Genomic DNA, 22,919 nt, shown 5'->3' with positions numbered 1-22,919 from the left:
GGCGACGGCTGGGCCGACCGCACCGACCCGGGCCGGGCGGGCCCGTGCCGGCGCCCCGGACCCGCCCACGCCCCGGAAACGCCGGAGGGCCGGCACCCCGAGCGGGGTGCCGGCCCTCCGGCGTACGGCGAAGCGATCAGCGGCTGTGCTGCGAGTCCGCGATCGTGACCTCGACCCGCTGGAACTCCTTGAGCTCGCTGTAGCCGGTGGTGGCCATCGAGCGGCGCAGCGCGCCGAAGATGTTCATCGAGCCGTCCGGGGTGTGCGAGGGACCGGTGAGGATCTCCTCGGTGGTGCCCACGGTGCCGAGGTCGACCTTCTTGCCGCGCGGCACGTCCTCGTGGACGGCCTCCATGCCCCAGTGGTTGCCCTTGCCGGGCGCGTCGGTGGCACGGGCCAGCGGGGAGCCCATCATCACGGCGTCCGCACCGCAGGCGACGGCCTTCGGGATGTCGCCGGACCAGCCCACGCCGCCGTCGGCGATGACGTGCACGTAGCGGCCGCCGGACTCGTCCATGTAGTCGCGGCGGGCCGCGGCCACGTCCGCGACGGCGGTCGCCATCGGGACCTGGATGCCGAGCACGTTGCGCGTGGTGTGCGCGGCGCCGCCGCCGAAGCCGACGAGGACACCGGCCGCGCCGGTGCGCATCAGGTGCAGGGCCGCCGTGTAGGTGGCGCAGCCGCCGACGATGACCGGGACGTCGAGCTCGTAGATGAACTGCTTGAGGTTCAGCGGCTCGGCGGCGCCCGACACGTGCTCGGCGGAGACGGTGGTGCCGCGGATCACGAAGATGTCCACGCCCGCGTCGACGACGGCCTTGGAGAACTCGGCGGTGCGCTGCGGGGAGAGCGCGGCGGCGGTGACGACGCCGGAGTCGCGGACCTCCTTGATGCGCTGCCGGATCAGGTCCGCCTGGATCGGCGCGGAGTAGATCTCCTGGAGGCGGCGGGTGGCCGCGTCCTCGTCCAGCTCCGTGATCTCGTCGAGCAGCGGCTGCGGGTCCTCGTACCGGGTCCACAGGCCTTCGAGGTTCAGCACGCCGAGGCCGCCGAGCTCGCCGATGCGGATGGCGGTCTGCGGGGAGACGACCGAGTCCATGGGGGCGGCCAGGAAGGGGAGCTCGAAGCGGTACGCGTCGATCTGCCAGGCGATCGAGACCTCCTTCGGATCCCGGGTACGCCGGCTCGGGACGATGGCGATGTCGTCGAACGCGTACGCCCTGCGGCCGCGCTTGCCGCGCCCGATCTCGATCTCAGTCACGTGTGGTGGCCTTTCCTCTGGGTCTGCCCGTCCAGTATCCCCGAACGCCGGGGGCCCGCGTTCCGGTGACCGCTGTACGGACGACCGGCCCACGCCGAAGGGGCGGGCCCGGTCACCCGGGCCCGCCCCTCTCGGTCGGTCTGCTATCCCTTGCGGGAGTAGTTCGGTGCCTCCACCGTCATCTGGATGTCGTGCGGGTGGCTCTCCTTGAGGCCCGCCGAGGTGATCCGGACGAACCGGCCGCGGTCCTGCAGCTCGGGGACCGTACGGCCGCCGACGTAGAACATCGACTGGCGCAGGCCGCCGACGAGCTGGTGCACGACCGCGGAGAGCGGGCCGCGGTAGGGAACCTGGCCCTCGATGCCCTCGGGGATGAGCTTGTCGTCGCCGCCCACACCCTCCTGGAAGTAGCGGTCCTTGGAGAAGGACTTCTGCTCGCCGCGGGACTGCATCGCGCCGAGCGAACCCATGCCGCGGTACGACTTGAACTGCTTGCCGTTGATGAAGAGCAGCTCACCCGGGGACTCCTCGCAGCCCGCGAGCAGCGAGCCGAGCATCACCGTGTCGGCGCCCGCGACCAGGGCCTTGGCGATGTCGCCGGAGTACTGCAGGCCGCCGTCGCCGATGACCGGGACGCCGGCCGCCTTGGCGGCGAGCGAGGCCTCGTAGATCGCGGTGACCTGCGGAACGCCGATGCCGGCGACGACGCGGGTGGTGCAGATGGAGCCGGGGCCGACGCCGACCTTGATGCCGTCGCAGCCGGCGTCGATCAGCGCCTGGGCGCCATCACGCGTGGCGACGTTGCCGCCGATGACGTCGACGGTGGAGTTCGACTTGATCTTGGCGACCATGTCGCCGACCAGGCGGGAGTGACCGTGGGCGGTGTCGACGACGATGAAGTCGGCGCCCGCCTCGATCAGGGCCTGGGCGCGCTCGTACGCGTCGCCGGCGACGCCGACGGCCGCGCCGACGAGGAGCCGGCCGCCCTTGTCCTTGGCGGCGTTCGGGTACTTCTCGGCCTTGACGAAGTCCTTGACCGTGATGAGGCCCTTGAGGATGCCCGCGTCGTCGACCAGCGGAAGCTTCTCGATCTTGTGGCGGCGCAGCAGCTCCATGGCGTCCACGCCCGAGATGCCGACCTTGCCCGTGACCAGCGGCATCGGGGTCATGACCTCGCGCACCTGGCGGCTGCGGTCCGACTCGAAGGCCATGTCGCGGTTGGTGACGATGCCGAGGAGCTTGCCGGCGGGGTCGGTGACCGGGACGCCGGAGATGCGGAACTTCGCGCAGAGCTCGTCGGCCTCGCGCAGCGTCGCGTCCGGGTGCACCGTGATCGGGTCGGTGACCATGCCCGACTCGGAGCGCTTGACCAGGTCGACCTGGTTGGCCTGGTCGGTGATGGAGAGGTTGCGGTGCAGTACGCCGACGCCACCCTGACGGGCCATGGCGATGGCCATGCGGGCCTCGGTGACCTTGTCCATGGCGGCGGACAGCAGCGGAACGTTCACGCGCACGTTGCGCGAGATGAGGGAAGAGGTGTCGATCGCGTCAGGCGACATGTCCGACGCGCCCGGCAGCAGCAGCACGTCGTCGTAGGTCAGTCCGAGCGTGGCGAATTTGTCGGGCACTCCGTCGGCGGTCATGACACCTTCCCAAATGGTCTTGCTCAGCGCGGATGTCCATGCTAACGGGATCCCGACGCGTCTCATTCCACGACCAAGGTCAAGCAGAAGATTCGTCGTTTCCTACGATTGCGGCCCGCGACCGAGCCCCACGCAGAGCTACGCCGAGCCGCCGGCGCGGACCGCCGCGGTGGCGCACGGACCGGCACGGCCCTCGCCGGGCTCCCGGGGCCGCCAGGGCCCCGAGGGCATGCACGCGGCCGCCTACTGCTCGGCGAGTGCCCGCAGCCGGCTGAGCGCGCGGTGCTGGGCCACCCGCACGGCCCCCGGGGACATTCCGAGCATCTGCCCGGTCTCCTCCGCGGTCAGCCCGACGGCCACCCGCAGCACGAGGAGCTCGCGCTGGTTCTCCGGAAGGTTGGCCAGCAGCTTCTTGGCCCAGGCGGCGTCGCTGCTGAGCAGCGCGCGCTCCTCCGGGCCCAGCGAGTCGTCGGGCCGCTCCGGCATCTCGTCGGAGGGCACGGCCGTGCTGCCCGGGTGCCGCATGGCGGCCCGCTGCAGGTCGGCGACCTTGTGCGCGGCGATGGCGAAGACGAAGGCCTCGAAGGGCCGCCCGGTGTCCCGGTAGCGCGGCAGCGCCATCAGGACTGCGACGCAGACCTCCTGCGCCAGGTCCTCGACGAAGTGACGAGCGTCACCCGGCAATCGCGAGAGCCGGGTGCGGCAGTAGCGGATCGCGAGGGGGTGCACGAAGGCCAGCAGGTCGTGCGTGGCCTGCTCGTCACCCTCCACCGCCCTGCGTACGAGCGCGCTGACGCCCCCGGCACTGCCGCCTTTGGCGGCGCCGGTCGGGCCTGTGGCCGCGGGTGACCCCAGGGCCTCGTCGTCGCGCATCAATCCATGGTGCCTTGGCGCCGGAGCATCCGCGCCGCCATGGCCCTTGTTGTGCATCGAAGCGTTATGAGCAGGTGCGCCGGAACTCATCATCTGCGCCCTCCCCTCCCGCTCGGCCGAATAGTCCCCGAGAGACTCCACACCCTCAAGGATGCGGCATCGCGCACGAAGCGAGACGTCCCCCGGATTGTGCCCCGCCAACCCCCGGGTGCGCACCGGGTACGGCGGGGACAGGGATGCCCTCGACAACAGGAGCCGTCGAGGGCGGCGCGCCGCCCCGTCCGCGGGTGGCGGACGGGACCTCTCTCGACGATCCGCGGCCTGCGGCGGACCGGGCCGGGCCCGGCCGCGACCGGGAGGTCAGCGGACCAGACCCCAGCGGAAACCGAGTGCCACGGCGTGCGCCCGGTCCGAGGCGCCGAGCTTCTTGAACAGTCGGCGGGCGTGCGTCTTGACCGTGTCCTCGGAGAGGAAGAGCTCGCGCCCGATCTCCGCGTTGGACCGGCCGTGGCTCATGCCCTCCAGCACCTGGATCTCACGCGCGGTGAGCGTGGGCGCGGCGCCCATCTCGGCCGAGCGGAGCCGGCGCGGCGCCAGTCGCCAGGTCGGGTCGGCGAGGGCCTGGGTGACCGTGGCCCGCAGTTCGGCGCGCGAGGCGTCCTTGTGCAGGTACCCACGGGCGCCGGCGGCGACCGCGAGGGCCACGCCGTCCAGGTCCTCGGCGACCGTCAGCATGATGATGCGGGCGCCGGGGTCGGCCGAGAGCAGCCGGCGGACCGTCTCCACACCGCCCAGCCCGGGCATCCGTACATCCATCAGAATCAGGTCGGAGCGGTCGGCGCCCCAGCGGCGGAGGACTTCCTCGCCGTTGGCAGCCGTCGTCACACGCTCGACGCCGGGCACGGTGGCAACCGCGCGACGGAGCGCCTCTCGGGCAAGCGGGGAGTCGTCGCAGACGAGGACGGATGTCATGACCGCCCTCCGCAGCTGCTGATGCGCGTCACCTTGAGCCTCCAGGCTGGTACGTATCGTCACCTGTGCGGTCGATGCCCCCGGACACCTGTCCGAGAACTTATTGGTTCAACCGCCTTCGCACTCTCAACGATGGTCACTCGAAAGAGTTACGGGTCGGACGGACACCTTCAGCACTCTACGTGAGGAAGCGATCACGGCGCAGGAGCCACGAGCCGCTTGTCCTCCATCTGGAGCTATGCCCTATTTGGCGGCTTTCCTTCCGTTTGGCACGTGTCTGAGGCTAGATTCCCAATGAGTCATATTTACATCTACTCCGACAGTAGGTGTGGAGACATGGACCGTATCCGCCTCAGTACCGGCACCAAGAGGGACTACCAATGGCAGATTTCTCCCGCCTCCCCGGACCGAACGCCGACCTCTGGGACTGGCAGCTGCTAGCCGCCTGCCGCGGGGTCGACAGCTCTCTCTTCTTCCACCCGGAAGGCGAGCGGGGCGCGGCCAGGAGCGCGCGCGAGGCCTCGGCTAAAGAGGTCTGCATGAGATGCCCGGTGCGTTCGGAATGCGCCGCGCACGCACTCGCCGTCCGAGAGCCCTACGGGGTGTGGGGCGGCCTCACCGAGGACGAGCGCGAGGAACTGATGGGCCGCGCCCGACACCGCCTGATCCCCGCGTCGACTGCGATCGGACCGATCGCGCCGAACTGAGAGTCGCAGAAACGTCCGAAGGAACGTTTCCTCGAATCACCAGCACACCCCGGGCGTGTCGCCGCCCGGCCCCCGTTTCACCCGTTCGGCCGTACCAGGCCCTGCGACGTGTGCGCCCCCGGCCGCCGCCGGGGGCGGACGCGGGTCGGCGCCCGGCCGGGGATCAGCGCGCGGCCGCCCGCTCCAGCTCGGCCAGGGTCGCGGCCACGGCCGGCACCCGGGCCAGGTCGGGCAGGGTCAGTGCCACGACCTCCCGCTCGACGGCCGGCTCCACCGCCACCGTGCTCACGCCCTTGGCCCGTACGGACTCCACCGCGAGCTCCGGCAGCACCGCGACGCCCAGCCCCGCGCCGACCAGGCCGACCACCGCGGGGTAGTCGTCGGTGGCGAAGTCGATGCGCGGGGTGAAGCCCGCGCCCTCGCACACGTCCACCAGGTGGCGGCGGCAGCGCGGACAGCCCGCGATCCAGGGTTCGTCCGCGAGCTCCGCCATGCCCACGCGCTCCGCACCGGCCAGCCGGTGCCCCTCCGGGACCAGCCCGACGAGCCGGTCGGTCAGCAGCGGCCGCACCACGAGGTCGTCCCACTCCGCCGCGGAATGGTCCGCCCCGCCGTAGCGGAAGGCCAGCGCCAGGTCACAGTCGCCCTCGCGCAGCATCTCCACCGAACGCGGCGGCTCCGCCTCGACCAGCGAGATACGGGTCCCCGGGTGCTCGGCGCGCATTGCCGCGAGCGCGGTCGGCACCAGCGTGGAGCTGCCGCTGGGGAAGGACACGAGCCGGACCCGGCCCGCGCGCAGCCCGGCGATGGCCGCGACCTCCTCCTCGGCGGCGGTCAGCCCGGCCAGGATCCCCGCGGCGTGGCGGACCAGGGCCTCGCCCGCCTGGGTCAGCCGCATCTCGCGGCCGGTGCGGATGAGCAGCGGGGTGCCGGCCGACTGCTCCAGCGCCTTCATCTGCTGGGAGACGGCGGGCTGGGTGCAGCCGAGCTCGCGGGCCGCGGCGGAGAAGGACCCGGTCCCGGCGACGGCGCGCAGGACCCGGAGATGGCGTGCTTCGATCACCCTTCGAGCATAAGCCCTACTTTGATTTCCACGCGAATACTCCAGAGTCGCTTTGGGGCGGCTGGGGTTAGCGTGGTCCCATGGGCTCCATGCACTTGATCTCTGTGAACCTCGGCCGCGCCACGGCCGCCGACTACACGGACGCGGAGGGCGGGGTGACGGGCATCGGCAAGCGCCCCGTCCCCGGACCGGTCCGCGTCGTCGCCCCGGGCCCGAAGGCCACCGGCCTCGGCAGCGGCCTGGAGGGTGACGCGGTCTTCGACCGGCGCCACCACGGCGGCGACCACCAGGCCGTCTACGCGTACGCCCGCGAGGACCTGGACCTGTGGGAGCACCTGCTGGGCCGCGAGCTGCCCGGCGGGCTCTTCGGCGAGAACCTCACCACCTCCGGCATCGACCTGAACGCGGCGCGGATCGGCGACCGCTGGCGGGTCGGCGCGGACCTCGTCCTCGAAGTGGCCTCGGCCCGCATCCCGTGCCGGACCTTCCAGGGAGCCATGGGAGAGGCCGGCTGGGTCAAGCGGTTCACCGAGGAGGCCCGGCCGGGCGCGTATCTGCGGGTGATCGAGGAGGGTTCGGTCTCCCCCGGCGACCCGATCCGGATCATCCACCGGCCGGACCACGACGTCACGGTGCGGATGTGGTTCCGCGCCTTCACCACCGAGCGGGCGCTGCTGCCGCTCACCCTGGCCGCGGGCGACGCGATGGAGCCGGAGGCCCGCGAGCGGGTACGCCTGTACGTGGAGAAGCACGGGGCAGGGGCCGGGGCGCGGTAGAGCCGTCATTCCGGGAAGCTAGGTTGCGCCTATGACGACTGCGTTGATTACGGGATCCACGGCGGGCATCGGCGCCGCCTTCGCCCGGCGGCTGGCCGCCCAGGGGCACAATCTGGTGCTGGTGGCACGCGACACGAAGCGGCTCGGCGAGCAGGCCACCGAGCTGCACGACCGGCACGGAATCGAGGCCGAGGTGCTGGCCGCCGACCTCTCCACGGACGAGGGCATCGCGGCGGTCGAGCAGCGCCTGGGCGACCGCACCCACCCGGTGGACCTGCTGGTCAACAACGCGGGCTTCGGCAACAAGGGCCGCTACCTCGAAGTCTCCATGGCCGACGAGCTGACCATGCTGAAGGTGCACATCGAGGCGGTCCTGCGGCTGACCTCGGCGGCCACGGAGTCGATGCGCTCACGCGGCCGCGGCGGCGTGATCAACGTGGCGTCGGTGGCCGCCTTCGTACCGCGCGGCACGTACGGGGCGAGCAAGGCCTGGGTCGTGCAGTTCACCCAGGGCGCGGCGCGGGACCTGGGCGGGTCCGGGGTGCGGCTGATGGCGCTGTGCCCCGGCTTCGTCCGGACGGAGTTCCACCAGCGGGCCGGCATGGGCACGGACAACATCCCCGGCTGGATGTGGCTGGACGCCGACAAGCTGGTGGCCGCGGCCCTGGCCGACCTGGCCCGCGGGAAGACGGTGTCGATCCCGGACCCGCGGTACAAGGCGCTGATGGGCGTGGTGAAGCTGACGCCGCGCGGACTGCTGGGCGGGATGTCCTCGCGCACGGGCCGCAAGTACGGCCCCCAGTAGCCCTGGAGAGCGCCCCGAGGGGCCCCGCCACAAGCAGCCAACCAGGCGAAATCTCCCTAAACTGGACCTGTCCCATCCAGCGCGGGAGGCGACGCGATGACATTCGTACAAGTGATCGATTATGAGACCAGGCGGTTCGACGAGATGAACGCGCTCATCGACCGCTGGGCGGAGCAGAGCAGCGGCAGGCGCACCGCCACGCACACGATGATCGGCCAGGACCGCGAGGCCCGGAACCACTACGTGGACATGGTGGAGTTCGCCTCGTACGAGGAGGCCATGAAGAACTCCCACCTCCCCGAAACGGACCGGATGTTCCAGGAGATGGTGGCTCTCTGCGAAGGCATGCCGAAGTTCATGAACCTCGACGTGGTCCGCGATGAGCACCTCAACAAGCAGCTCGCCAACCGGGTGTTCGAAGAAGCGGCCATGGTGGGGAACATGAGCGTCCTCGACGAGTGCTTCGCGACGAACTACATCAACCACGACGCCAGCAGGGCGGAGTCCACCGTCGTCGGACGCGATGCCATGAAGTCGGACATGGAGACGTGGCGCGCGGCCTTCGACATGACCTTCGAGCCGACGGCCCAGCTGGCCGAAGGCGACATGGTCACGACGGTGTGGAACTGGACCGGCGTCCACAAGGGCTCGTTCATGGGAGTCGCACCGACCGGGAAGACGTACTACCTGTCCGGGAGCACCACGTTCCGGTGCCTGGAGGGAGAGATCATCGAGGGTTGGTGGCACTACAACCCCGGAGCCCTGCAGCAGCAGATGGGCGGAACGGGTTCCCCGTACGGAACCTGAGGCCCCATCACGGGGAAGGCAACGGGAAGGCCCCGTTCCGCAGCTGCGGAACGGGGCCTTCCAGGCGTGGTGCGCGCGATCAGTGGCTGTGGCCGTGACCGTGGCCGTGACCGGCGTCGCCCTCGTCGTCCGCCGGCTTCTCGACGACCAGGGTCTCGGTCGTGAGCAGCAGGGAGGCGATGGAGGCGGCGTTCTCCAGCGCGGAACGGGTGACCTTCACCGGGTCGATGACGCCGGCCTTGACCAGGTCGCCGTACTCGCCGGTGGCGGCGTTGAAGCCCTGGCCCTTGTCGAGCTCGGCGACCTTCGAGGTGATGACGTAACCCTCGAGACCGGCGTTCTCCGCGATCCAGCGCAGCGGCTCGACGGCGGCGCGGCGCACGACCGCGACACCCGTGGCCTCGTCGCCCGACAGGCCGAGGTTGCCCTCGAGGACCTTCACGGCGTGGACGAGCGCGGAGCCACCGCCGGAGACGATGCCCTCCTCGACCGCGGCGCGGGTCGCCGAGATGGCGTCCTCGAGACGGTGCTTCTTCTCCTTGAGCTCCACCTCGGTGGCAGCGCCGACCTTGATGACGCAGACGCCGCCGGCGAGCTTCGCCAGGCGCTCCTGCAGCTTCTCGCGGTCCCAGTCCGAGTCGGTGGACTCGATCTCGGCCTTGATCTGGTTGACGCGGCCGAGGACCTCGTCGTGGCTGCCGCCACCGTCGACGATGGTGGTGTCGTCCTTGGAGATGGTCACGCGGCGGGCGGAGCCCAGTACGTCCAGACCGGCCTGGTCGAGCTTGAGGCCGACCTCCTCGGCGATGACGGTGGCACCGGTGAGGGTGGCCATGTCCTGGAGCATCGCCTTGCGGCGGTCACCGAAGCCGGGGGCCTTGACGGCCACCGCGTTGAAGGTGCCACGGATCTTGTTGACGACGAGGGTGGAGAGCGCCTCGCCCTCGACGTCCTCGGCGATGATCAGCAGCGGCTTGGAGGCGCCGGCCTGGATGACCTTCTCCAGCAGCGGCAGCAGGTCCTGGATCGAGGAGATCTTGCCCTGGTTGATCAGGATGTACGGGTCGTCGAGGACGGCCTCCATACGCTCCTGGTCGGAAACCATGTACGGCGAGAGGTAGCCCTTGTCGAAGGCCATGCCCTCGGTGAACTCCAGCTCCAGGCCGAAGGTGTTGGACTCCTCGACGGTGATGACACCGTCCTTGCCGACCTTGTCCATCGCCTCGGCGATGAGCTCGCCGACCTGCTGGTCCTGCGCGGAGAGCGCGGCCACGGCAGCGATGTCGGACTTGTCCTCGATCGGGCGGGCGGTCGCGAGGAGCTCCTCGGACACGGCCTTGACCGCGGCGTCGATGCCCTTCTTGAGGGCGGCCGGGGAAGCACCCGCGGCGACGTTGCGCAGACCCTCGCGGACCAGCGCCTGGGCCAGCACGGTGGCGGTGGTGGTGCCGTCACCCGCGATGTCGTTGGTCTTGGTCGCCACCTCCTTCACGAGCTGCGCGCCCAGGTTCTCGTACGGGTCGTCCAGCTCGACCTCGCGGGCGATGGTGACACCGTCGTTGGTGATGGTGGGGGCGCCGAACTTCTTGTCGATGACGACGTTGCGGCCCTTGGGGCCGATCGTCACCTTGACCGTGTCGGCAAGCTTGTTGACGCCGCGCTCGAGGGCGCGACGGGCGTCCTCGTCGAACTTCAGGATCTTCGCCATGGGAGCGGTTCAGCCCTCTCGAAAACTCGGGTTTAACGAGCTGCGCCCCTCGCCGCCCGGCAATCAGCGGGGTGACCAGGGGCGCAGCTCAAAGCAGTACTGATGAAGAGAATTACTTCTCGACGATCGCGAGCACGTCGCGAGCCGAGAGGACGAGGTACTCCTCGCCGCTGTACTTCACTTCGGTGCCGCCGTACTTGCTGTAGAGCACGATGTCGCCGACGGTGACGTCCAGCGGGAGACGCTGGCCGTCCTCGAAGCGACCCGGGCCCACCGCGAGGACGACGCCCTCCTGGGGCTTCTCCTTCGCGGTGTCCGGGATGACCAGGCCGGAGGCCGTGGTCTGCTCGGCGTCCAGCGGCTGGACCACAATGCGGTCCTCAAGCGGCTTGATGGCAACCTTGGAGCTGGTGGTCGTCACGATCCGACCTCCCCCTTCGGAGATCCGGGGTTAACTGTCTGAGGTGGCGACCAGGTCGATCCGTCGTCGCGGGTGCCGGATCTGCCTGTCGCTGTGTTGGCACTCACCGGGGGTGAGTGCCAGGTGCGAGACTATTCCGGCGATTAGCACTCGGTCAAGCGGAGTGCCAATTCCCGACCCCCGGGCGTTGCGCGGACCGGATCCGCAAGACCGCCCCCCGGGGTCACACGCAGGCTCAGGATCGCTACTCTCCACCGCATGAGCTGGAGAAACGCCGAACTGCGCTGGCGCGACATCATTTCGATCGCCGTCGGTCTGGCGATCGGGATCTCCGCGTTCTCGTTGGCCGGACCGCGACTGATGACCAAGCTGACGGGGGTGGAGGGCACCTTCCGCGCGGAACAGTGCTGGGAGCAGAAGGACTACGACGGGGTGGCGCAGCGGGCGTGCGCCGGTTCCTTCACCGCCGCCGACGGATCGTTCACCATCCACCGGATCACGGCCGAGGAGCTGTTCGAGACCGATCCGGCCGGACCGGTGGCCTCACGGGTCAGCGGACCGTCGGCCAAGGAGGCGGTGCAGCCGGGGCTCATGTCGCTGGCGCCCCTGCTGGGCATCGGGCTGCTCGGCTTCGCCTACCCGCTGTGGGCCCTGGTCGCCGCCACTCTCGACCTGTTCGCCCGCGTGCGACGCCGCCGCCGGGGCAGGGCCCCGGGGGCCGATACCGCCGCGGCCGCGGCGACCGTCCCCGAAAAATCATACGCACGTCCGTTCGACCTCACTACTGTCCCCGGTATGACCAGGTCGAACTCCGGTGTGCGATGGATCCACGCCGTACCGATCGCCATCGGCATCGCCGTCGGCGTCTTCGCGTGTCACACGGCCGTACCGCGGCTGATCACCCAACTGACGGGGGTGGACGGCACGTTCCGCGCGGAGCGCTGCACCTGGAGCGACGTCGATTCCGACGGGGACCGGACGATGTCCTGCGCGGGGGACTTCACCACCTCCGACGGATCGTTCACCCTCCCCGGGATCAAGATCGACGGCACGTTCGACGACCGACCGGTGGCCGGGGTTCGCGCTCGCGTCAGCGGGCGGTCGGCCGACCACGCGGTGCAGATGGACTTCGCCACCTCGCTCGCGCCCATAGGCCTGGGGCTGACCGCCTTCGCGTTCCCGGCCTGGGCCCTGACCGCGGCCACCCGCGACGCCCTCGACCGCCGCAGGCGTCGCCGAAACCGCCCGCCGCAGACGGACGGCGACCCCAACTCGTGGGGCCCGCTCCCGTCCGTGTGACCCCTCCCCTGCGGGGTGCCCTGCGGGCGGCTCGGCAGTTCACGGCGCGGGCTGCCCCCGCCGGGGCCGGGTGCCCTGCGGGCGGCTCGGCAGTTCATGGCGCGGGCTGCCCCCGCCGGGGCGGCGCCTCAATCGCCGGCGGGGCTGGGTGGTGTGGGGCGGTGCCCCGCACGAGGGTCTCCTCGGCTCGGCGCGTTCGGGCTCGTCCCGGCCAGGCGGCCGTGGTCGCGCCTCGTCCTGCGGGGACCCTCCTGCGTGTCCCCGCCCCACGGCAGGGCTTCGACGGCGGAAGGGGAGTGGGGACGGGGCGGGGTGTCCCCGCAGGACGAGGCGCGACCACCGGGCACAACCGAGACACGCAGCACGCGCCGAGCCGAGGAGACACCCCGCCCCGGCCCCACGGACCGACCCGAACCGACAAGCCCGCCACACCCAGCCCCGCCGGCGTTTGAGGCGCGGGTCCGGGCAGAGCCCGGCACACGACCCGAGCCGAACACACCGCCGAGCACCCCGCAGGGGCCCGGGCAGGGGCTCGGCGTCGATCCGGCGGGGCCGCCCGAAGGGGATATGTGACGCTGGAGCCGTGCGCATCCTCGTGGTCGAAGACGAAGCAGGCCTCGCCGAATCCCTGCGGCGCGGCCTCTCCGCCGACGGACACCGCGTCGACGTCGCCCACGACGGCCACCGCGGGCTCGACCTCGCCCTCGCCGGCGGCCCGTACGACGTCGTCCTCCTCGACCTGATGCTCCCGGGTCCCGGCGGCCACGCGATCTGCACCCGCATGCGCGCCCACGGCGACACCACCCCGGTCCTGATGCTCACCGCCCTCGACGGCGAGTACGACGAGGCCGAGGGCCTGGACTCCGGCGCCGACGACTACCTCACCAAGCCGTTCTCCTTCGTGGTCCTGGCCGCCCGGATCCGGGCGCTGGCCCGCCGCGCCGGCACCCCCGACCGCGGCACCCTGCAGGCCGGCGACCTCGTCCTGGACCCGCAGGGCCGCCGCTGCCGCCGCGGCGACCGGGACATCGAACTGACCGCCCGCGAACTGGGCGTCCTCGCCTGCCTGATGGAGCGGCCCGGCCGGGCAGTCGCCAAGCAGGACATCCTGGACGAGGTCTGGAACACCCCGCACGGCATCGACCCGAACATCGTGGAGGTGTACGTCTCCTCATTGCGCAAGAAGATCGACGCGCCCTTCGGCCGCCGCTCGATCCGCACCGTCCACGGGACCGGCTACCGGATGGCCCCCGACGGTGGTTAGCGGCATCCGGGCGCGCACCGCCGCGGCCGCCGCGCTCGCGATGGCCGCCGTCCTCGCCGGCGGCGGGCTGTGGCTGCACGCCCTGCTACGGGCCAACCTCCTCGACAACACCACCGGCCGCGCGGAGCTCGCAGCCCGCAAGGTCGCCGCCCAGCTCGACAGCCGGACCCTGCCGACCGGCGGACGGCTGCCCGCGCCCGAGAGCGGGGTGGACCTGGTCCTCGTACGGGACGCGGCCGGGCGGACGGTCGCCAGCACCGGCGACCCGAAGCACACCCCCGACCTCGGCGGCGCTCCGCTGCCCGGCCCCGGCGACGACTCCCGGTCGTCCGTGCTCCCGCCCGCGCGCCCCGGCGGGGAACGGCGTGCGGTGGTCGTCGTCGAGGCGCCGGGGGCGCACACGGTGTACGCAATGACCGTGCTCGGCGATGTGGACGATGCGACCCGGGCGGTCGCGATCGGGCTGCTGGCGGGGGCGCCCCCGCTGACCGGCTTCGCCGCGGCCCTGGCCTGGTGGGTGACCGGCCGCGCGCTGCGCCCGGTGAGCGCGATCCGCTCCGAACTGGCGGCGGTCACGGCGAGCGAGCTGGACCGGCGGGTTCCGGACCCGGGCGGGGCGGACGAGATCGCACGGCTGGCCCGGACCGTCAACGACACCCTCGACCGGCTGGAGCGTTCCGACGCCCGGCAGCGGCAGTTCACCGCGGACGCCTCCCACGAGCTGCGCAACCCGCTGGCCGCCGTCCGGTCCCGGTTGGAGGTGGCCCTCGCCATGGACCGCCCCGACCGGGAGTCGGTCGCGGCCGCGCTGGCCGACACCGAGCGGCTCCAGGCCATCGCGGCGGACCTGCTGCTGCTGGCCCGCCTCGACGGCGGACCGGCGTCGGCGCCGCGGAGCGAGCCGGTGGACCTGGCCCTGCTGGCCGCGGAGGACGCGGCGCGCCGGAGCGCCTCGCGGGTCGGCTCGCGGGTCGCGCTACGGCTGGACGCGCAGGCTCCCGTACCGGCCTCGGGGGACCCGGCGTGGCTGGAGCGGGCGCTGGCCAACCTCGTGGACAACGCCGTGCGGTACGCCCGCGCCGAGGTGACCGTACGGGCGGCGGCGCACGACGGCTGGGCGGTGCTGGAGGTCACGGACGACGGCCCGGGCATCCCGGAGGCGGACCGGGACCGGGTCTTCGAGCGCTTCGTACGGCTGGACGCGGACCGCGGCCGGGCCAGCGGCGGCACCGGGCTGGGCCTGGCCATCGCCCGGGAGATCGCGCGGGCGCACGGGGGCGACGTCCACGCGCTGTCGGCGCCCGCCGGGGGCGCGCGGCTGGTGCTGCGCATCCCGTAGCGCTCCGGAGGAGGCTGAACTCGGCCGGGACCTTCACCGACCGCCACGCAGGACGTGGTCACGGACGAGGGATCGGAATCCGTCCGGCGGGAAGGTGCAATTCACGACACTTCCCATCGAAGGTTTCGGAAGGAACCATGGGGAGGACATCAACGTCGTAGAAGATATGAAGATAAAGCGCCTCATTGCCGAGCAGATCGGACCCGAAGCTTCCGCTGACCCCGGCGCACCGGGCGCCACGTCCTCACCCCCGCCCTCGTCCTCACCCTCCCCGTCCGCCCCCAAGGACGGTGGCGGCGTCCCGTGCGTGGACTGAAACCCCTGACGTCGGCGGTCGCCCGCCGCCGCACCGAGGCGCTGCTCCTGGCCTTCGTCATCGCCATCGCCGTCTTCGGCCACGCCGCCGCGGGCCTCGCCATGAACGGCGAGCTGCCGCCCAAATTCGTCGACTTCACCATCAGCATGACCCTGCTGTCGCTGGTGGGGCATCTGGGCGTACGCCGGTTCGCCGCCTACGCCGACCCGCTGATCTTCCCGCTCGCCATGCTGCTGACCGGCCTCGGTCTGGTGCTGCTGCACCGCCTCGACCAGGGCTACATCGAGCGCTACAACTCGGACGCGAACGCCCCCGGCCAGCTGATGTGGACGGTCGTCGGGATCGCCGCCTGCCTGCTGGTGCTGGCGCTGCTGCGCGACCACCGGCTGCTGCAACGGTTCATCTACATCAACATGGCCGTCGCGCTGGTGCTGCTGATCGCGCCCGCCTTCTTCGGTGCGGACACCTACGGCGCGAAGCGCTGGATCAAACTCTTCGGCTTCTCGCTGCAGCCCGGCGAGTTCGTGAAGATCATGATCGCGATCTTCTTCGCCGGCTACCTGGTCATCCACCGGGACTCGCTGGCCCTGACGGGCCGCAGGTTCCTCGGCATGCGACTGCCCCCGATGCGCCAGCTCGGCCCGATCGTCACGGTGTGGATCGTCTCGATGCTGGTCCTGGTCTTCGAACGCGACCTCGGCACCTCGCTGATCTTCTTCGGGGTGTTCGTGGTGATGCTGTACGTCGCCACCGAACGCACCAGCTGGATCGTCTGCGGCCTGGTCATGGCCTCGGCGGGCGCCTTCGTGGTCGGTTCGACGGAGCCGCACGTCAAGGCCCGCGTGGCCGCGTGGCTCAACCCGCTGTCGTACTACTGGGAGAACCGGCCGGCCGGAGTCACCTCGGACCAGTCGGCGCAGGCGCTCTTCAGCTTCGGCACGGGCGGCGTCTCCGGCACGGGCCTCGGCATGGGCCACCCCGAGCTGATCGCGTTCGCGGGGCGCAGCGACTTCATCCTGACCACGGTGGGCGAGGAGCTGGGCCTGGCCGGAGTCATGGCCGTACTGATCCTCTACGCGCTCCTCGTACAGCGGGGGCTGCGGATGGCCCTCGGGGCCCGCGACCCGTTCGGCAAGCTGCTCGCGGTGGGCCTTGCGGCGGCGCTGGCCCTGCAGGTCTTCGTGGTCGCGGGCGGCGTGACGGGCCTGATCCCCCTGACGGGCAAGGCGCTGCCCTTCCTGGCCAAGGGCGGCTCATCCCTCCTGGCCAACTGGATCATGATCGCGCTGCTCCTGCGCATCAGCGACAGCGCGGAACGCCAACGCGAGGCGGACACCCACGGCCCGGCGGAAACGACGATCACCCCGGTGGTGCGGGTGTGAAAGGCGGGAGCCGCTCGGGCAGCATCAGAGATGTGCTGCCTGGTCGGATTTGGGGGACGAGCGGGAGGCGGGGCCCATCCAGACCGGGGCCCGCGTCGGGGGGAGCGCACCACATTGCTACGCGCTCCCCACGTCTCAGCGTCCGGCGACCATCCGGGGCTGAATGGCCACTGATAACTCGCCTCGGGTCCGATTGCTGCCGGGCCTGCGCGACCGTGGCCGTCCTCTTGTCACCCCCGTGAGTACCTCCACACCCAAGCCCGAGTACACATCGGCTTGGCTGAGTGCAGTCGCCAGACGGACCAGGCACCCGCTGGAGAGCCGACGAATCGTCAGTCCGCCGCCTCGACGTTGGCGACCGAGGTGGTGAATTCCCGACCGGACGCGCCACGGATGTAAGCCAGCTCCATCCAGTGCTCGATGTCGGCATTCGAGACGTTCTCGTTGATCACGGCCATCAATTCACCCTCGACACCCGAAGCGATGTCGCGGACGCGCCGACGCAGGAGTCGGTGCGGCACGTATTCGTAACGCTCACTCATCGGACACCCCTCGCAGGGTGCCGAGGAAGCGCTCCCAGCCGATCAGCGCCCGACCCAGCAGATCTTCACTGGGCTCGCGTATGACAGCCACCCTCGCAGGGAGGGCGTCGTCCGTGTCGACGGTGAAAACATCTCGGCGCTGCGACATACAGATCACTCCTCACTCGCGAGGCCACCCCGAAGGCTGCCTCTCTAGAGATGTATCCACTACAGCCGACACCACCTCGATCCGTCAATACATCTCTAGAGATCTCGCGGAAAAGGGGCTCGGTGCCGGTGCATGCGGCGACACACCTCTGGCCCTAGGGTGTCTAGAGAGGAGAAGGAGTGATCGTTTTCATGACCAGCCAGGGCAGCACCCGTCAGCCGAAATACCAGCGGATCGCCGATGCGCTGAGGGCGGCTATTCAGGCGGGCGAGTACGGCCCGGGGGACCGTCTGCCGGGTGAGAACGACCTCATGGCCACCTACGAGGTCGCGCGGATGACCGCACGTCAGGCCCTCGGCGTACTGCAGAACGAAGGACTTGCGGAGGCACGAAAGGGTGCCGGCGTGTTCGTCCGGGCGTTCACGCCTCTGCGGCGGCGCGGTATCCAGCGGCTGGCGCGGGAGCAGTGGGGCTCGGGGCGGTCCGTCTGGTCCGCCGATTCCGAGGATCGGGAGCTGGTAGTCGACCAGGTCGACGTGCGTGAAGAAGAGGCGGACGGCCCCGTCTGCGCCGCGCTCGGTGTTCCGGCAGGGACTCAGGTGTGGGCCCGCAGCCGCCGCTTCGTGCTTGACGGCAAGCCCGTGCTGTTCGCGGTGTCGTACCTGCCGGCGGACATCGTCGGCGACTCTGCCATCACACAGGCCGACACCGGTCCCGGCGGAACGTACGCGCGGCTGGCCGAGCTGGGGCATGCGCCCGTGCATTTCCGGGAGGAGATCCGCTCCCGGATGCCCTCGGCCGGTGAGGCCGAGCGGCTCGCGCTCTCCTTGGGCACGCCTGTCATCCAGATCGTGCGCACCGCGTTCGCCGAGGGCGGGCGAGCTGTGGAGATCAACGAGATGACGCTGGACTCCGCTTCCTACGTGCTGGAGTACGACTTCGACGCCTGAGAGAGTCCGCTGTCCTCCTTGAGGTCAGCGCACGACAGGCCCGCTGCCTGCTCGCCAGTCACTGATGCGTTTGCGGATGCCGGACACCATCGGGAGATCGTCGGTCGCTTCGGGGGTGAACCACGCGACTTCGAGCGACTCGTCGGACGTCCGCAGGCTTCCGCCGACGGAGTGGGCGAGAAGGCAGATCGAGAATTCCTGACGGACTTCCCCGTCGTCATAGGCGAAGACGTGCCCGGGGTTCGTGTACGTACCGACGATCCCGGCGATCTCAACCGTGATGCCGGTCTCTTCAAAAGTCTCCCGGACCGCGCAGTCGCCGATGCTCTCCCCGAGCTCCATCTTTCCGCCGGGCAGGGCCCACATCTCGTTGTCCGTACGTCGCTGCAGCAACACACGGCCCTCGCCATCGACGACGATCGCGGAAGCGGCCGGCACCAGACTGTTCGCCATGGGGGCTTCGGGGTCGTCCTCGTAGTCACGCCTCGGCATGGTGCTTCCCCTCCCGGACGTCGCGTCCGCGGCTCCACCGCTGACTGGAGCCTGCCCACGTACCGCCCGTCGGGCGCTCCTACGACCCGGGGACGCCGCCCGTTCGCGCGGCCGGGCGGGGTCCCTTCCGGTGATTACCGGGCGCCGCGCGGGACGGGCGGGGCCGGTACGGGTACGCCCTCTTCGCAACGACGGCAGTCGAGCACCGTTGAGGGAGATCAACCATGTACGCAGCTGTCCGGCGCTACGAAGGCGTGACCGACCCGGCCGAGGCCGGACGCATCGTCGACGAGGGGTTCGTGCCGATCATGCGTCAGGTCCCCGGATTCGTGGCGTACTTCTGGGTCGACGCCGGGGGCGGGGTGATGGTGTCCACCAGCGTCTTCCGCGACCGTGCGGGCGCCGACCAGTCGGTCGAGAGGGCTGCGCTCTTCGTCCGCGACAACCTGGCCCGGTTCCTGCCCAACCCGCCCCAGGTCACCGCCGGCAAAGTCGTCGCCTCCGCCTAGGGGGTGTCCTGGCGAGCCCGCCGGAGTGCTGGAGACCGGCTCCCGCCCGGCCGTGAAGGGCGCCGGGTCACGGACCGACGTACTCGTAGACACCGCCATGGGGGTGCCGCAGCACTGCTCGGTGACCGTTCGGGGTGGGCTGGATGGGCATCACGATGACGGCTCCCCCCGCTTCGGCTTCCTCCACTGCGGCGTTCAGGTCGGAGACCGAGAGCGTCGCCGCCACGCCTGCGACCCGCTGCACCGCCTCGTCGGGTCCGGCGAACAGGAGGAAGGGGCCGACGCTCGCCAGGGTCACGCCGGCGAAGGCGAACCGCGCTGCCGTGGTTCCGGTCAGCTTCTCGTAGAAGGGCACAGCCGCGTCCAGATCTTCGACACGCTGCCGTACGACCACTGAATCGATAGCCATGGCCGTCATCATCACATCTTCGGGGCGCCGTCTCCGAGGGGTTTGTGACGCCTCCCCACCGGAACCCCGCCCCGAAGCCGCCCCTACAGGTAGTCCTCCAGGCGGCCGATGCGGTAGCCCTGTTCCTGGATGCGCTGGAGCATGCGGGTCGTCATCTGGATCTCCGTCGCGCCCTTGAGTTCGGACGGGCCGCGGAAGTGGGCCAGGATGATGTCGCCCGGCTTGAGGGCGGAGCCCTCGGCGTACTGGAAGTTGTTGATCTGCATCGAGACCCGCCACAGCACCAGGGACGAGACTCCGCACTCCGAGGCCGCCCGGAGGGTGTCGTCGTTGTAGTTGCCGAAGGGCGGGCGGAAGAGCGGCGGGCGCTTGCCGAAGCGCTTCTCCAGGCGTTCCTGCTGGCCGCATATCTCCTTCTTCTGCGCCTCGAAGGAGAGGGTCCGCAGATTCGGGTGCGTCAGCGTGTGGTTGTTTATCGTGCTCGACGAGCCGTTGTCGCGGATCTTCTCGAAGTGCCCGTAGTCCGACGAAGCCACGCTGTCCGTGAGGAACATGCTGATCGGCAGCTTGAGGTCGGCGGCCATCTTCAGGAATTCGGGGTCCTTCTCCGCGCCGTCGTCGAAGGTCAGGAAGACGACCTTGTCGTCCGCCGGGACGGGTATTCGGTCTATCACCGGGACCTTGCCCGGGCCCGGCTTCGGGATCTGCGGCTTCTGGGCCGGCTTGGGCGCGTACTGGAGGGGGGCCGTCAGGCCCCACTTCTTGTACGCCTCGTCGGAGGCGCCCCCCGGGGCCGGAGTCGGCGACGCCGTCGACGGTGTGGCGCCGCCGGCCTCCGGTGTCGGCTGCGCCGTCTTGGCGGCCAGCCGTTCGGTGGGTGCCGCGCTGTCCCCGCACCCCGTCAGGGACAGCGCGAGCGCGCCGGCCGCCAGCGTTCCGGCTACCAACCGGCGCGCGTGCTTCACAGATAGTCCTCCAGGCGAGCCACGGCGTATCCCTTGTCCGTGACGGTCTTCATGACATGACGGATCATGTCAGGCATCGTGCCCTTCCAGTCTTCCTTGCCCCGGAAGTGAGTGAGGATGATGTCACCGGGGTGCAGATCGCGGTCCCATTCCCGGTAGTCCATCCGGTTGGTGAACGCCTCCGCGTTCCACAGCGGGACCGCCTTGATGCCGCAGGACTTGGCCGCGCGCAGCGTGTCCTGGTTGTAGTTGCCGTACGGCGGCCGGAAGAGGGTCGGCCGCTTGCCGAACTGCTTCTGGATGGTGTCCTGCTGGCCGCAGATCTCCTCGCGCTGCTGCTCGTACGAGAGGCCGGGCATGTAGCGGTGGTTGAGCGTGTGGTTGTTCAGGGTGACGCCCGCGGCCTGCATCTGCTTGAAGTACGGGTAGTTGTCCCGTACGACGTAGTCGCTGAGGAAGGCCGTGTACGGGATCTTGAGCTCCTGCATCATCTTCAGGAACTCGGGGTCCTTCTCCGAGCCGTCGTCGATGGTCAGGAAGACGACCTTGTCCTCGGTCGGGATGGTGGTGAAGACGTTGGGGTACTCCTCCTGGTCCTCCACCTCGAAGCCGTCGCGCGTGGTGATGTGGGGCTTCTCCTTGGGCGCCGGCGGGGCGGCGAGCGGGGTCTTGCGCAGTCCCCACTTCTTCGCGGCGACGACGCGCGCCTGCTGGGCCGCCTTCGCCTTCTCGGCGGCGCCGAGCGCGCCCGCGGCGCCCGCGGCCTTGGCGGCCTTCTCCTTCGCGGCCTTGTCCGGCCCTGCGTCCCCGGAGCCGCACGCCGTCCCGAGGGCGGCGACGAGCAGGGCTGCGACGGCCACCCCGAACCGGCCGCGCGGACCTGCCGCGTACCGGTGACCCTGTTGCGACTTATTTCCCTTTTGTCGTACTAGCTGCATAGCAGCGCATCCTGGCACCCGACACACGGACTCCCCGGAAGACACCGCGAACGCGGTCCCACCTTCCTTCGACTGGCCCACACCGGCCGGGGCCGGCCCGTCGCCGACAATGGACCCGTGACCCCCGAAGACTTCGCCGCCCTCCTCGCCCCCGAGGGCCGCGCCCTCCTCGACTCGCTCCGCGACTACGACCCCTCCCAGGAGCTGGCCGTCGCCACCCGGCTGCGCCGCGAGCACCCCGCCGCCCTGGTCTCCGCCGCGCTCGGGCAGGCCCGGCTGCGGCAGCGCGCGGTGGCGAAGTTCGGCGCCGAGGACGCCTTCCGCATGTACTTCACGCCCGGCGGCGGCGAGATGGCCACCCGCGCGTCCGTGGCCTCGTACCGGGCCGAGCGGCTCGCCGCCCTCGGCGTACGGAGCCTGGCGGACCTGTGCTGCGGCATCGGCGGCGACGCCCTGGCCCTGGCCCGGCTCGGCATCCGGGTGCTCGCGGTGGACCACGACCCGCTCACGGTCGCCGTCGCGCGGGCCAACGCCGAGGCGCTGGGACTGGCGGACCTGATCGAGGTCCGGGAGGCGGACGTGACGGAGGTCGACACCTCCGGCTACGACGCCGTCTTCATCGACCCGGCCCGGCGCGGGGGGCGCGGCCGGATCTTCGACCCGGAGTCGTACTCGCCGCCGCTGTCGTGGGCGGTGGAGACGGCCCGTGCGGCGAAGTACGCCGCCATCAAGATCGCCCCCGGGATCCCGCACGAGGCCGTGCCCGCGGAGGCCGAGGCCGAGTGGATCTCCGACCAGGGGGACGTCAAGGAGGCCGTGCTCTGGTTCGGGACCGCGCCGGGGACCGTGCGCGCCACCCTGCTCCCCGGGCCGCGCGAGCTGCACACCGCCGACCCGCTGCCCGATCCGGCGGCCGGCCCGGTCGGCCGCTGGCTCTACGAGCCCGACGGCGCCGTCATCCGCGCCCATCTCGTCGCCGAGGTCGCCGACCGGCTGGACGGGCGGCTGATCGACCCGACGATCGCCTACATCACCGCCGACGAGCTGCGCGCGACGCCGTACGCGACGGCGTACGAGATCACCGACGTGCTGCCCTTCGGCCTGAAGAAGCTGAAGGCGCTGCTGCGCGAGCGCGGGGTCGGGATCCTGACCGTGAAGAAGCGCGGCTCGGCGATCGAGCCCGAGGAGCTGCGCAAGAAGGTCAAGCCGCAGGGGCCGAACTCCGCGACCGTCTTCCTGACCCGGGTGGCGGGAGCTCCCTCGATGCTCATCGGCGCCCCCGCTACACCCCCCGCCGTACCGCCTGCGGCGACGCCCGGCCGGTGAGGCC

23 protein-coding genes are annotated in these 22,919 nt (G+C 70.8%); 11 read left to right on the top strand and 12 right to left on the bottom strand.

The window, feature by feature from the left end; all coding sequences use genetic code 11:
- Positions 1–136: 136 nt before the first annotated feature.
- From JYK04_RS25705 to JYK04_RS25690, 4 genes are all read right to left on the bottom strand, one after another.
- Positions 137–1,261 carry a GuaB3 family IMP dehydrogenase-related protein gene (locus tag JYK04_RS25705; protein ID WP_189733282.1) on the bottom strand — a complete coding sequence of 375 codons (1,125 nt, stop codon included), beginning with the start codon at positions 1,259–1,261 and terminating at the stop codon, positions 137–139.
- Positions 1,262–1,404: 143 nt separating this feature from the next.
- Positions 1,405–2,904, bottom strand: a complete 1,500-nt coding sequence (gene guaB, locus JYK04_RS25700; RefSeq protein ID WP_189733284.1) for an IMP dehydrogenase — start codon at positions 2,902–2,904, stop codon at positions 1,405–1,407.
- A 243-nt stretch (positions 2,905–3,147) separates the two neighbouring features.
- Positions 3,148–3,777 (bottom strand): sigma-70 family RNA polymerase sigma factor, encoded by a 630-nt coding sequence (locus tag JYK04_RS25695; protein ID WP_030389108.1) that lies wholly within the window; start codon positions 3,775–3,777, stop codon positions 3,148–3,150.
- Between the two features lie 360 nt (positions 3,778–4,137).
- A complete protein-coding gene (locus JYK04_RS25690) occupies positions 4,138–4,749 on the bottom strand; it encodes a response regulator transcription factor (protein WP_003948568.1) in 612 nt (203 codons plus the stop codon).
- A gap of 380 nt (positions 4,750–5,129) precedes the next feature.
- Here JYK04_RS25690 and JYK04_RS25685 point away from each other — a divergent pair, with 380 nt between their 5' ends.
- The gene (locus JYK04_RS25685; RefSeq protein ID WP_189733286.1) at positions 5,130–5,456 is read left to right on the top strand and encodes a WhiB family transcriptional regulator; all 327 of its coding nucleotides are present in this window, start codon (positions 5,130–5,132) and stop codon (positions 5,454–5,456) included.
- Between the two features lie 163 nt (positions 5,457–5,619).
- Here the strand turns inward: JYK04_RS25685 and JYK04_RS25680 are convergent, their stop codons facing one another.
- Positions 5,620–6,519, bottom strand: coding sequence for a LysR family transcriptional regulator (locus JYK04_RS25680; RefSeq protein WP_189733288.1), 900 nt, complete (start codon positions 6,517–6,519; stop codon positions 5,620–5,622).
- An 89-nt stretch (positions 6,520–6,608) separates the two neighbouring features.
- Between JYK04_RS25680 and JYK04_RS25675 the strand changes: the two genes are divergently transcribed.
- From JYK04_RS25675 to JYK04_RS25665, 3 genes are all read left to right on the top strand, one after another.
- Complete coding sequence (locus JYK04_RS25675; RefSeq protein WP_189733290.1) at positions 6,609–7,295, top strand: MOSC domain-containing protein; 687 nt, start codon at positions 6,609–6,611, stop codon at positions 7,293–7,295.
- A 31-nt stretch (positions 7,296–7,326) separates the two neighbouring features.
- The gene (locus JYK04_RS25670; RefSeq protein ID WP_189733292.1) at positions 7,327–8,100 is read left to right on the top strand and encodes an SDR family NAD(P)-dependent oxidoreductase; all 774 of its coding nucleotides are present in this window, start codon (positions 7,327–7,329) and stop codon (positions 8,098–8,100) included.
- A 111-nt stretch (positions 8,101–8,211) separates the two neighbouring features.
- Positions 8,212–8,907 carry an ester cyclase gene (locus JYK04_RS25665; RefSeq protein WP_308430979.1) on the top strand — a complete coding sequence of 232 codons (696 nt, stop codon included), beginning with the start codon at positions 8,212–8,214 and terminating at the stop codon, positions 8,905–8,907.
- A gap of 79 nt (positions 8,908–8,986) precedes the next feature.
- On the opposite strand, the gene groL is transcribed toward JYK04_RS25665, so the two are convergent.
- Both groL and groES read right to left on the bottom strand, forming a co-directional pair.
- Complete coding sequence (gene groL, locus JYK04_RS25660; RefSeq protein ID WP_189733297.1) at positions 8,987–10,615, bottom strand: chaperonin GroEL; 1,629 nt, start codon at positions 10,613–10,615, stop codon at positions 8,987–8,989.
- A 112-nt stretch (positions 10,616–10,727) separates the two neighbouring features.
- Complete coding sequence (gene groES, locus JYK04_RS25655; protein WP_030389102.1) at positions 10,728–11,036, bottom strand: co-chaperone GroES; 309 nt, start codon at positions 11,034–11,036, stop codon at positions 10,728–10,730.
- 258 nt (positions 11,037–11,294) lie between these two features.
- Here groES and JYK04_RS25650 point away from each other — a divergent pair, with 258 nt between their 5' ends.
- From JYK04_RS25650 to JYK04_RS25635, 4 genes are all read left to right on the top strand, one after another.
- Positions 11,295–12,335 (top strand): hypothetical protein, encoded by a 1,041-nt coding sequence (locus tag JYK04_RS25650; RefSeq protein ID WP_189733299.1) that lies wholly within the window; start codon positions 11,295–11,297, stop codon positions 12,333–12,335.
- Positions 12,336–12,918: 583 nt separating this feature from the next.
- On the top strand, positions 12,919–13,599 hold the full coding sequence (locus tag JYK04_RS25645; protein ID WP_189733301.1) for a response regulator transcription factor: 681 nt from the start codon (positions 12,919–12,921) through the stop codon (positions 13,597–13,599).
- Entirely contained in the window at positions 13,592–14,938 is a 1,347-nt protein-coding gene (locus JYK04_RS25640; protein ID WP_229874979.1) for a sensor histidine kinase, read from the top strand. Before JYK04_RS25645 ends, JYK04_RS25640 begins: the two co-directional genes overlap by 8 nt.
- Positions 14,939–15,241: 303 nt before the next feature.
- Positions 15,242–16,636, top strand: coding sequence for an FtsW/RodA/SpoVE family cell cycle protein (locus JYK04_RS25635; protein ID WP_189733303.1), 1,395 nt, complete (start codon positions 15,242–15,244; stop codon positions 16,634–16,636).
- A gap of 332 nt (positions 16,637–16,968) precedes the next feature.
- Here JYK04_RS25635 and JYK04_RS25630 read toward each other — a convergent pair whose 3' ends face one another.
- The gene (locus JYK04_RS25630) at positions 16,969–17,178 is read right to left on the bottom strand and encodes a hypothetical protein (protein WP_189733305.1); all 210 of its coding nucleotides are present in this window, start codon (positions 17,176–17,178) and stop codon (positions 16,969–16,971) included.
- Positions 17,179–17,517: 339 nt separating this feature from the next.
- Here JYK04_RS25630 and JYK04_RS25625 point away from each other — a divergent pair, with 339 nt between their 5' ends.
- Positions 17,518–18,276, top strand: a complete 759-nt coding sequence (locus JYK04_RS25625; RefSeq protein WP_189733753.1) for a GntR family transcriptional regulator — start codon at positions 17,518–17,520, stop codon at positions 18,274–18,276.
- A gap of 24 nt (positions 18,277–18,300) precedes the next feature.
- Here the strand turns inward: JYK04_RS25625 and JYK04_RS25620 are convergent, their stop codons facing one another.
- The gene (locus JYK04_RS25620; RefSeq protein ID WP_189733306.1) at positions 18,301–18,768 is read right to left on the bottom strand and encodes an NUDIX hydrolase; all 468 of its coding nucleotides are present in this window, start codon (positions 18,766–18,768) and stop codon (positions 18,301–18,303) included.
- Positions 18,769–18,992: 224 nt separating this feature from the next.
- On the opposite strand from JYK04_RS25620, the gene JYK04_RS25615 reads away from it, so the two are divergent.
- The gene (locus JYK04_RS25615) at positions 18,993–19,277 is read left to right on the top strand and encodes a hypothetical protein (protein ID WP_189733308.1); all 285 of its coding nucleotides are present in this window, start codon (positions 18,993–18,995) and stop codon (positions 19,275–19,277) included.
- A 67-nt stretch (positions 19,278–19,344) separates the two neighbouring features.
- On the opposite strand, the gene JYK04_RS25610 is transcribed toward JYK04_RS25615, so the two are convergent.
- The 3 genes from JYK04_RS25610 to JYK04_RS25600 form a co-directional block, all read right to left on the bottom strand.
- A complete protein-coding gene (locus JYK04_RS25610) occupies positions 19,345–19,686 on the bottom strand; it encodes a VOC family protein (protein WP_189733310.1) in 342 nt (113 codons plus the stop codon).
- Positions 19,687–19,769: 83 nt separating this feature from the next.
- A complete protein-coding gene (locus JYK04_RS25605; RefSeq protein WP_229874980.1) occupies positions 19,770–20,651 on the bottom strand; it encodes a polysaccharide deacetylase family protein in 882 nt (293 codons plus the stop codon).
- Complete coding sequence (locus tag JYK04_RS25600; protein ID WP_229874981.1) at positions 20,648–21,511, bottom strand: polysaccharide deacetylase family protein; 864 nt, start codon at positions 21,509–21,511, stop codon at positions 20,648–20,650. Before JYK04_RS25600 ends, JYK04_RS25605 begins: the two co-directional genes overlap by 4 nt.
- 195 nt (positions 21,512–21,706) lie before the next feature.
- Between JYK04_RS25600 and JYK04_RS25595 the strand changes: the two genes are divergently transcribed.
- Positions 21,707–22,915 (top strand): class I SAM-dependent methyltransferase, encoded by a 1,209-nt coding sequence (locus tag JYK04_RS25595; RefSeq protein WP_189733315.1) that lies wholly within the window; start codon positions 21,707–21,709, stop codon positions 22,913–22,915.
- Positions 22,916–22,919: the final 4 nt, after the last annotated feature.

Source organism: Streptomyces nojiriensis (assembly GCF_017639205.1).
Taxonomy (GTDB): domain Bacteria; phylum Actinomycetota; class Actinomycetes; order Streptomycetales; family Streptomycetaceae; genus Streptomyces; species Streptomyces nojiriensis.
The sequence above is the reverse complement of the archived record's forward strand: the minus strand, read 5'-3'. Positions and strand labels throughout refer to the sequence as shown.

Bases quoted from the DNA above. Each gene is read 5' to 3' on its own strand.
- JYK04_RS25685 (WP_189733286.1), top strand. From the start codon at position 5,130: ATGGCAGATTTCTCCCGCCTCCCCGGACCGAACGCCGACCTCTGGGAC.
- JYK04_RS25695 (WP_030389108.1), bottom strand. From the start codon at position 3,777: ATGCGCGACGACGAGGCCCTGGGGTCACCCGCGGCCACAGGCCCGACC.
- JYK04_RS25610 (WP_189733310.1), bottom strand. From the start codon at position 19,686: ATGGCTATCGATTCAGTGGTCGTACGGCAGCGTGTCGAAGATCTGGAC.
- JYK04_RS25675 (WP_189733290.1), top strand. From the start codon at position 6,609: ATGCACTTGATCTCTGTGAACCTCGGCCGCGCCACGGCCGCCGACTAC.
- JYK04_RS25625 (WP_189733753.1), top strand. From the start codon at position 17,518: ATGACCAGCCAGGGCAGCACCCGTCAGCCGAAATACCAGCGGATCGCC.
- guaB (WP_189733284.1), bottom strand. From the start codon at position 2,904: ATGACCGCCGACGGAGTGCCCGACAAATTCGCCACGCTCGGACTGACC.
- JYK04_RS25615 (WP_189733308.1), top strand. From the start codon at position 18,993: ATGTACGCAGCTGTCCGGCGCTACGAAGGCGTGACCGACCCGGCCGAG.
- JYK04_RS25690 (WP_003948568.1), bottom strand. From the start codon at position 4,749: ATGACATCCGTCCTCGTCTGCGACGACTCCCCGCTTGCCCGAGAGGCG.
- JYK04_RS25630 (WP_189733305.1), bottom strand. From the start codon at position 17,178: ATGAGTGAGCGTTACGAATACGTGCCGCACCGACTCCTGCGTCGGCGC.
- groL (WP_189733297.1), bottom strand. From the start codon at position 10,615: ATGGCGAAGATCCTGAAGTTCGACGAGGACGCCCGTCGCGCCCTCGAG.
- JYK04_RS25650 (WP_189733299.1), top strand. From the start codon at position 11,295: ATGAGCTGGAGAAACGCCGAACTGCGCTGGCGCGACATCATTTCGATC.
- JYK04_RS25620 (WP_189733306.1), bottom strand. From the start codon at position 18,768: ATGCCGAGGCGTGACTACGAGGACGACCCCGAAGCCCCCATGGCGAAC.
- JYK04_RS25670 (WP_189733292.1), top strand. From the start codon at position 7,327: ATGACGACTGCGTTGATTACGGGATCCACGGCGGGCATCGGCGCCGCC.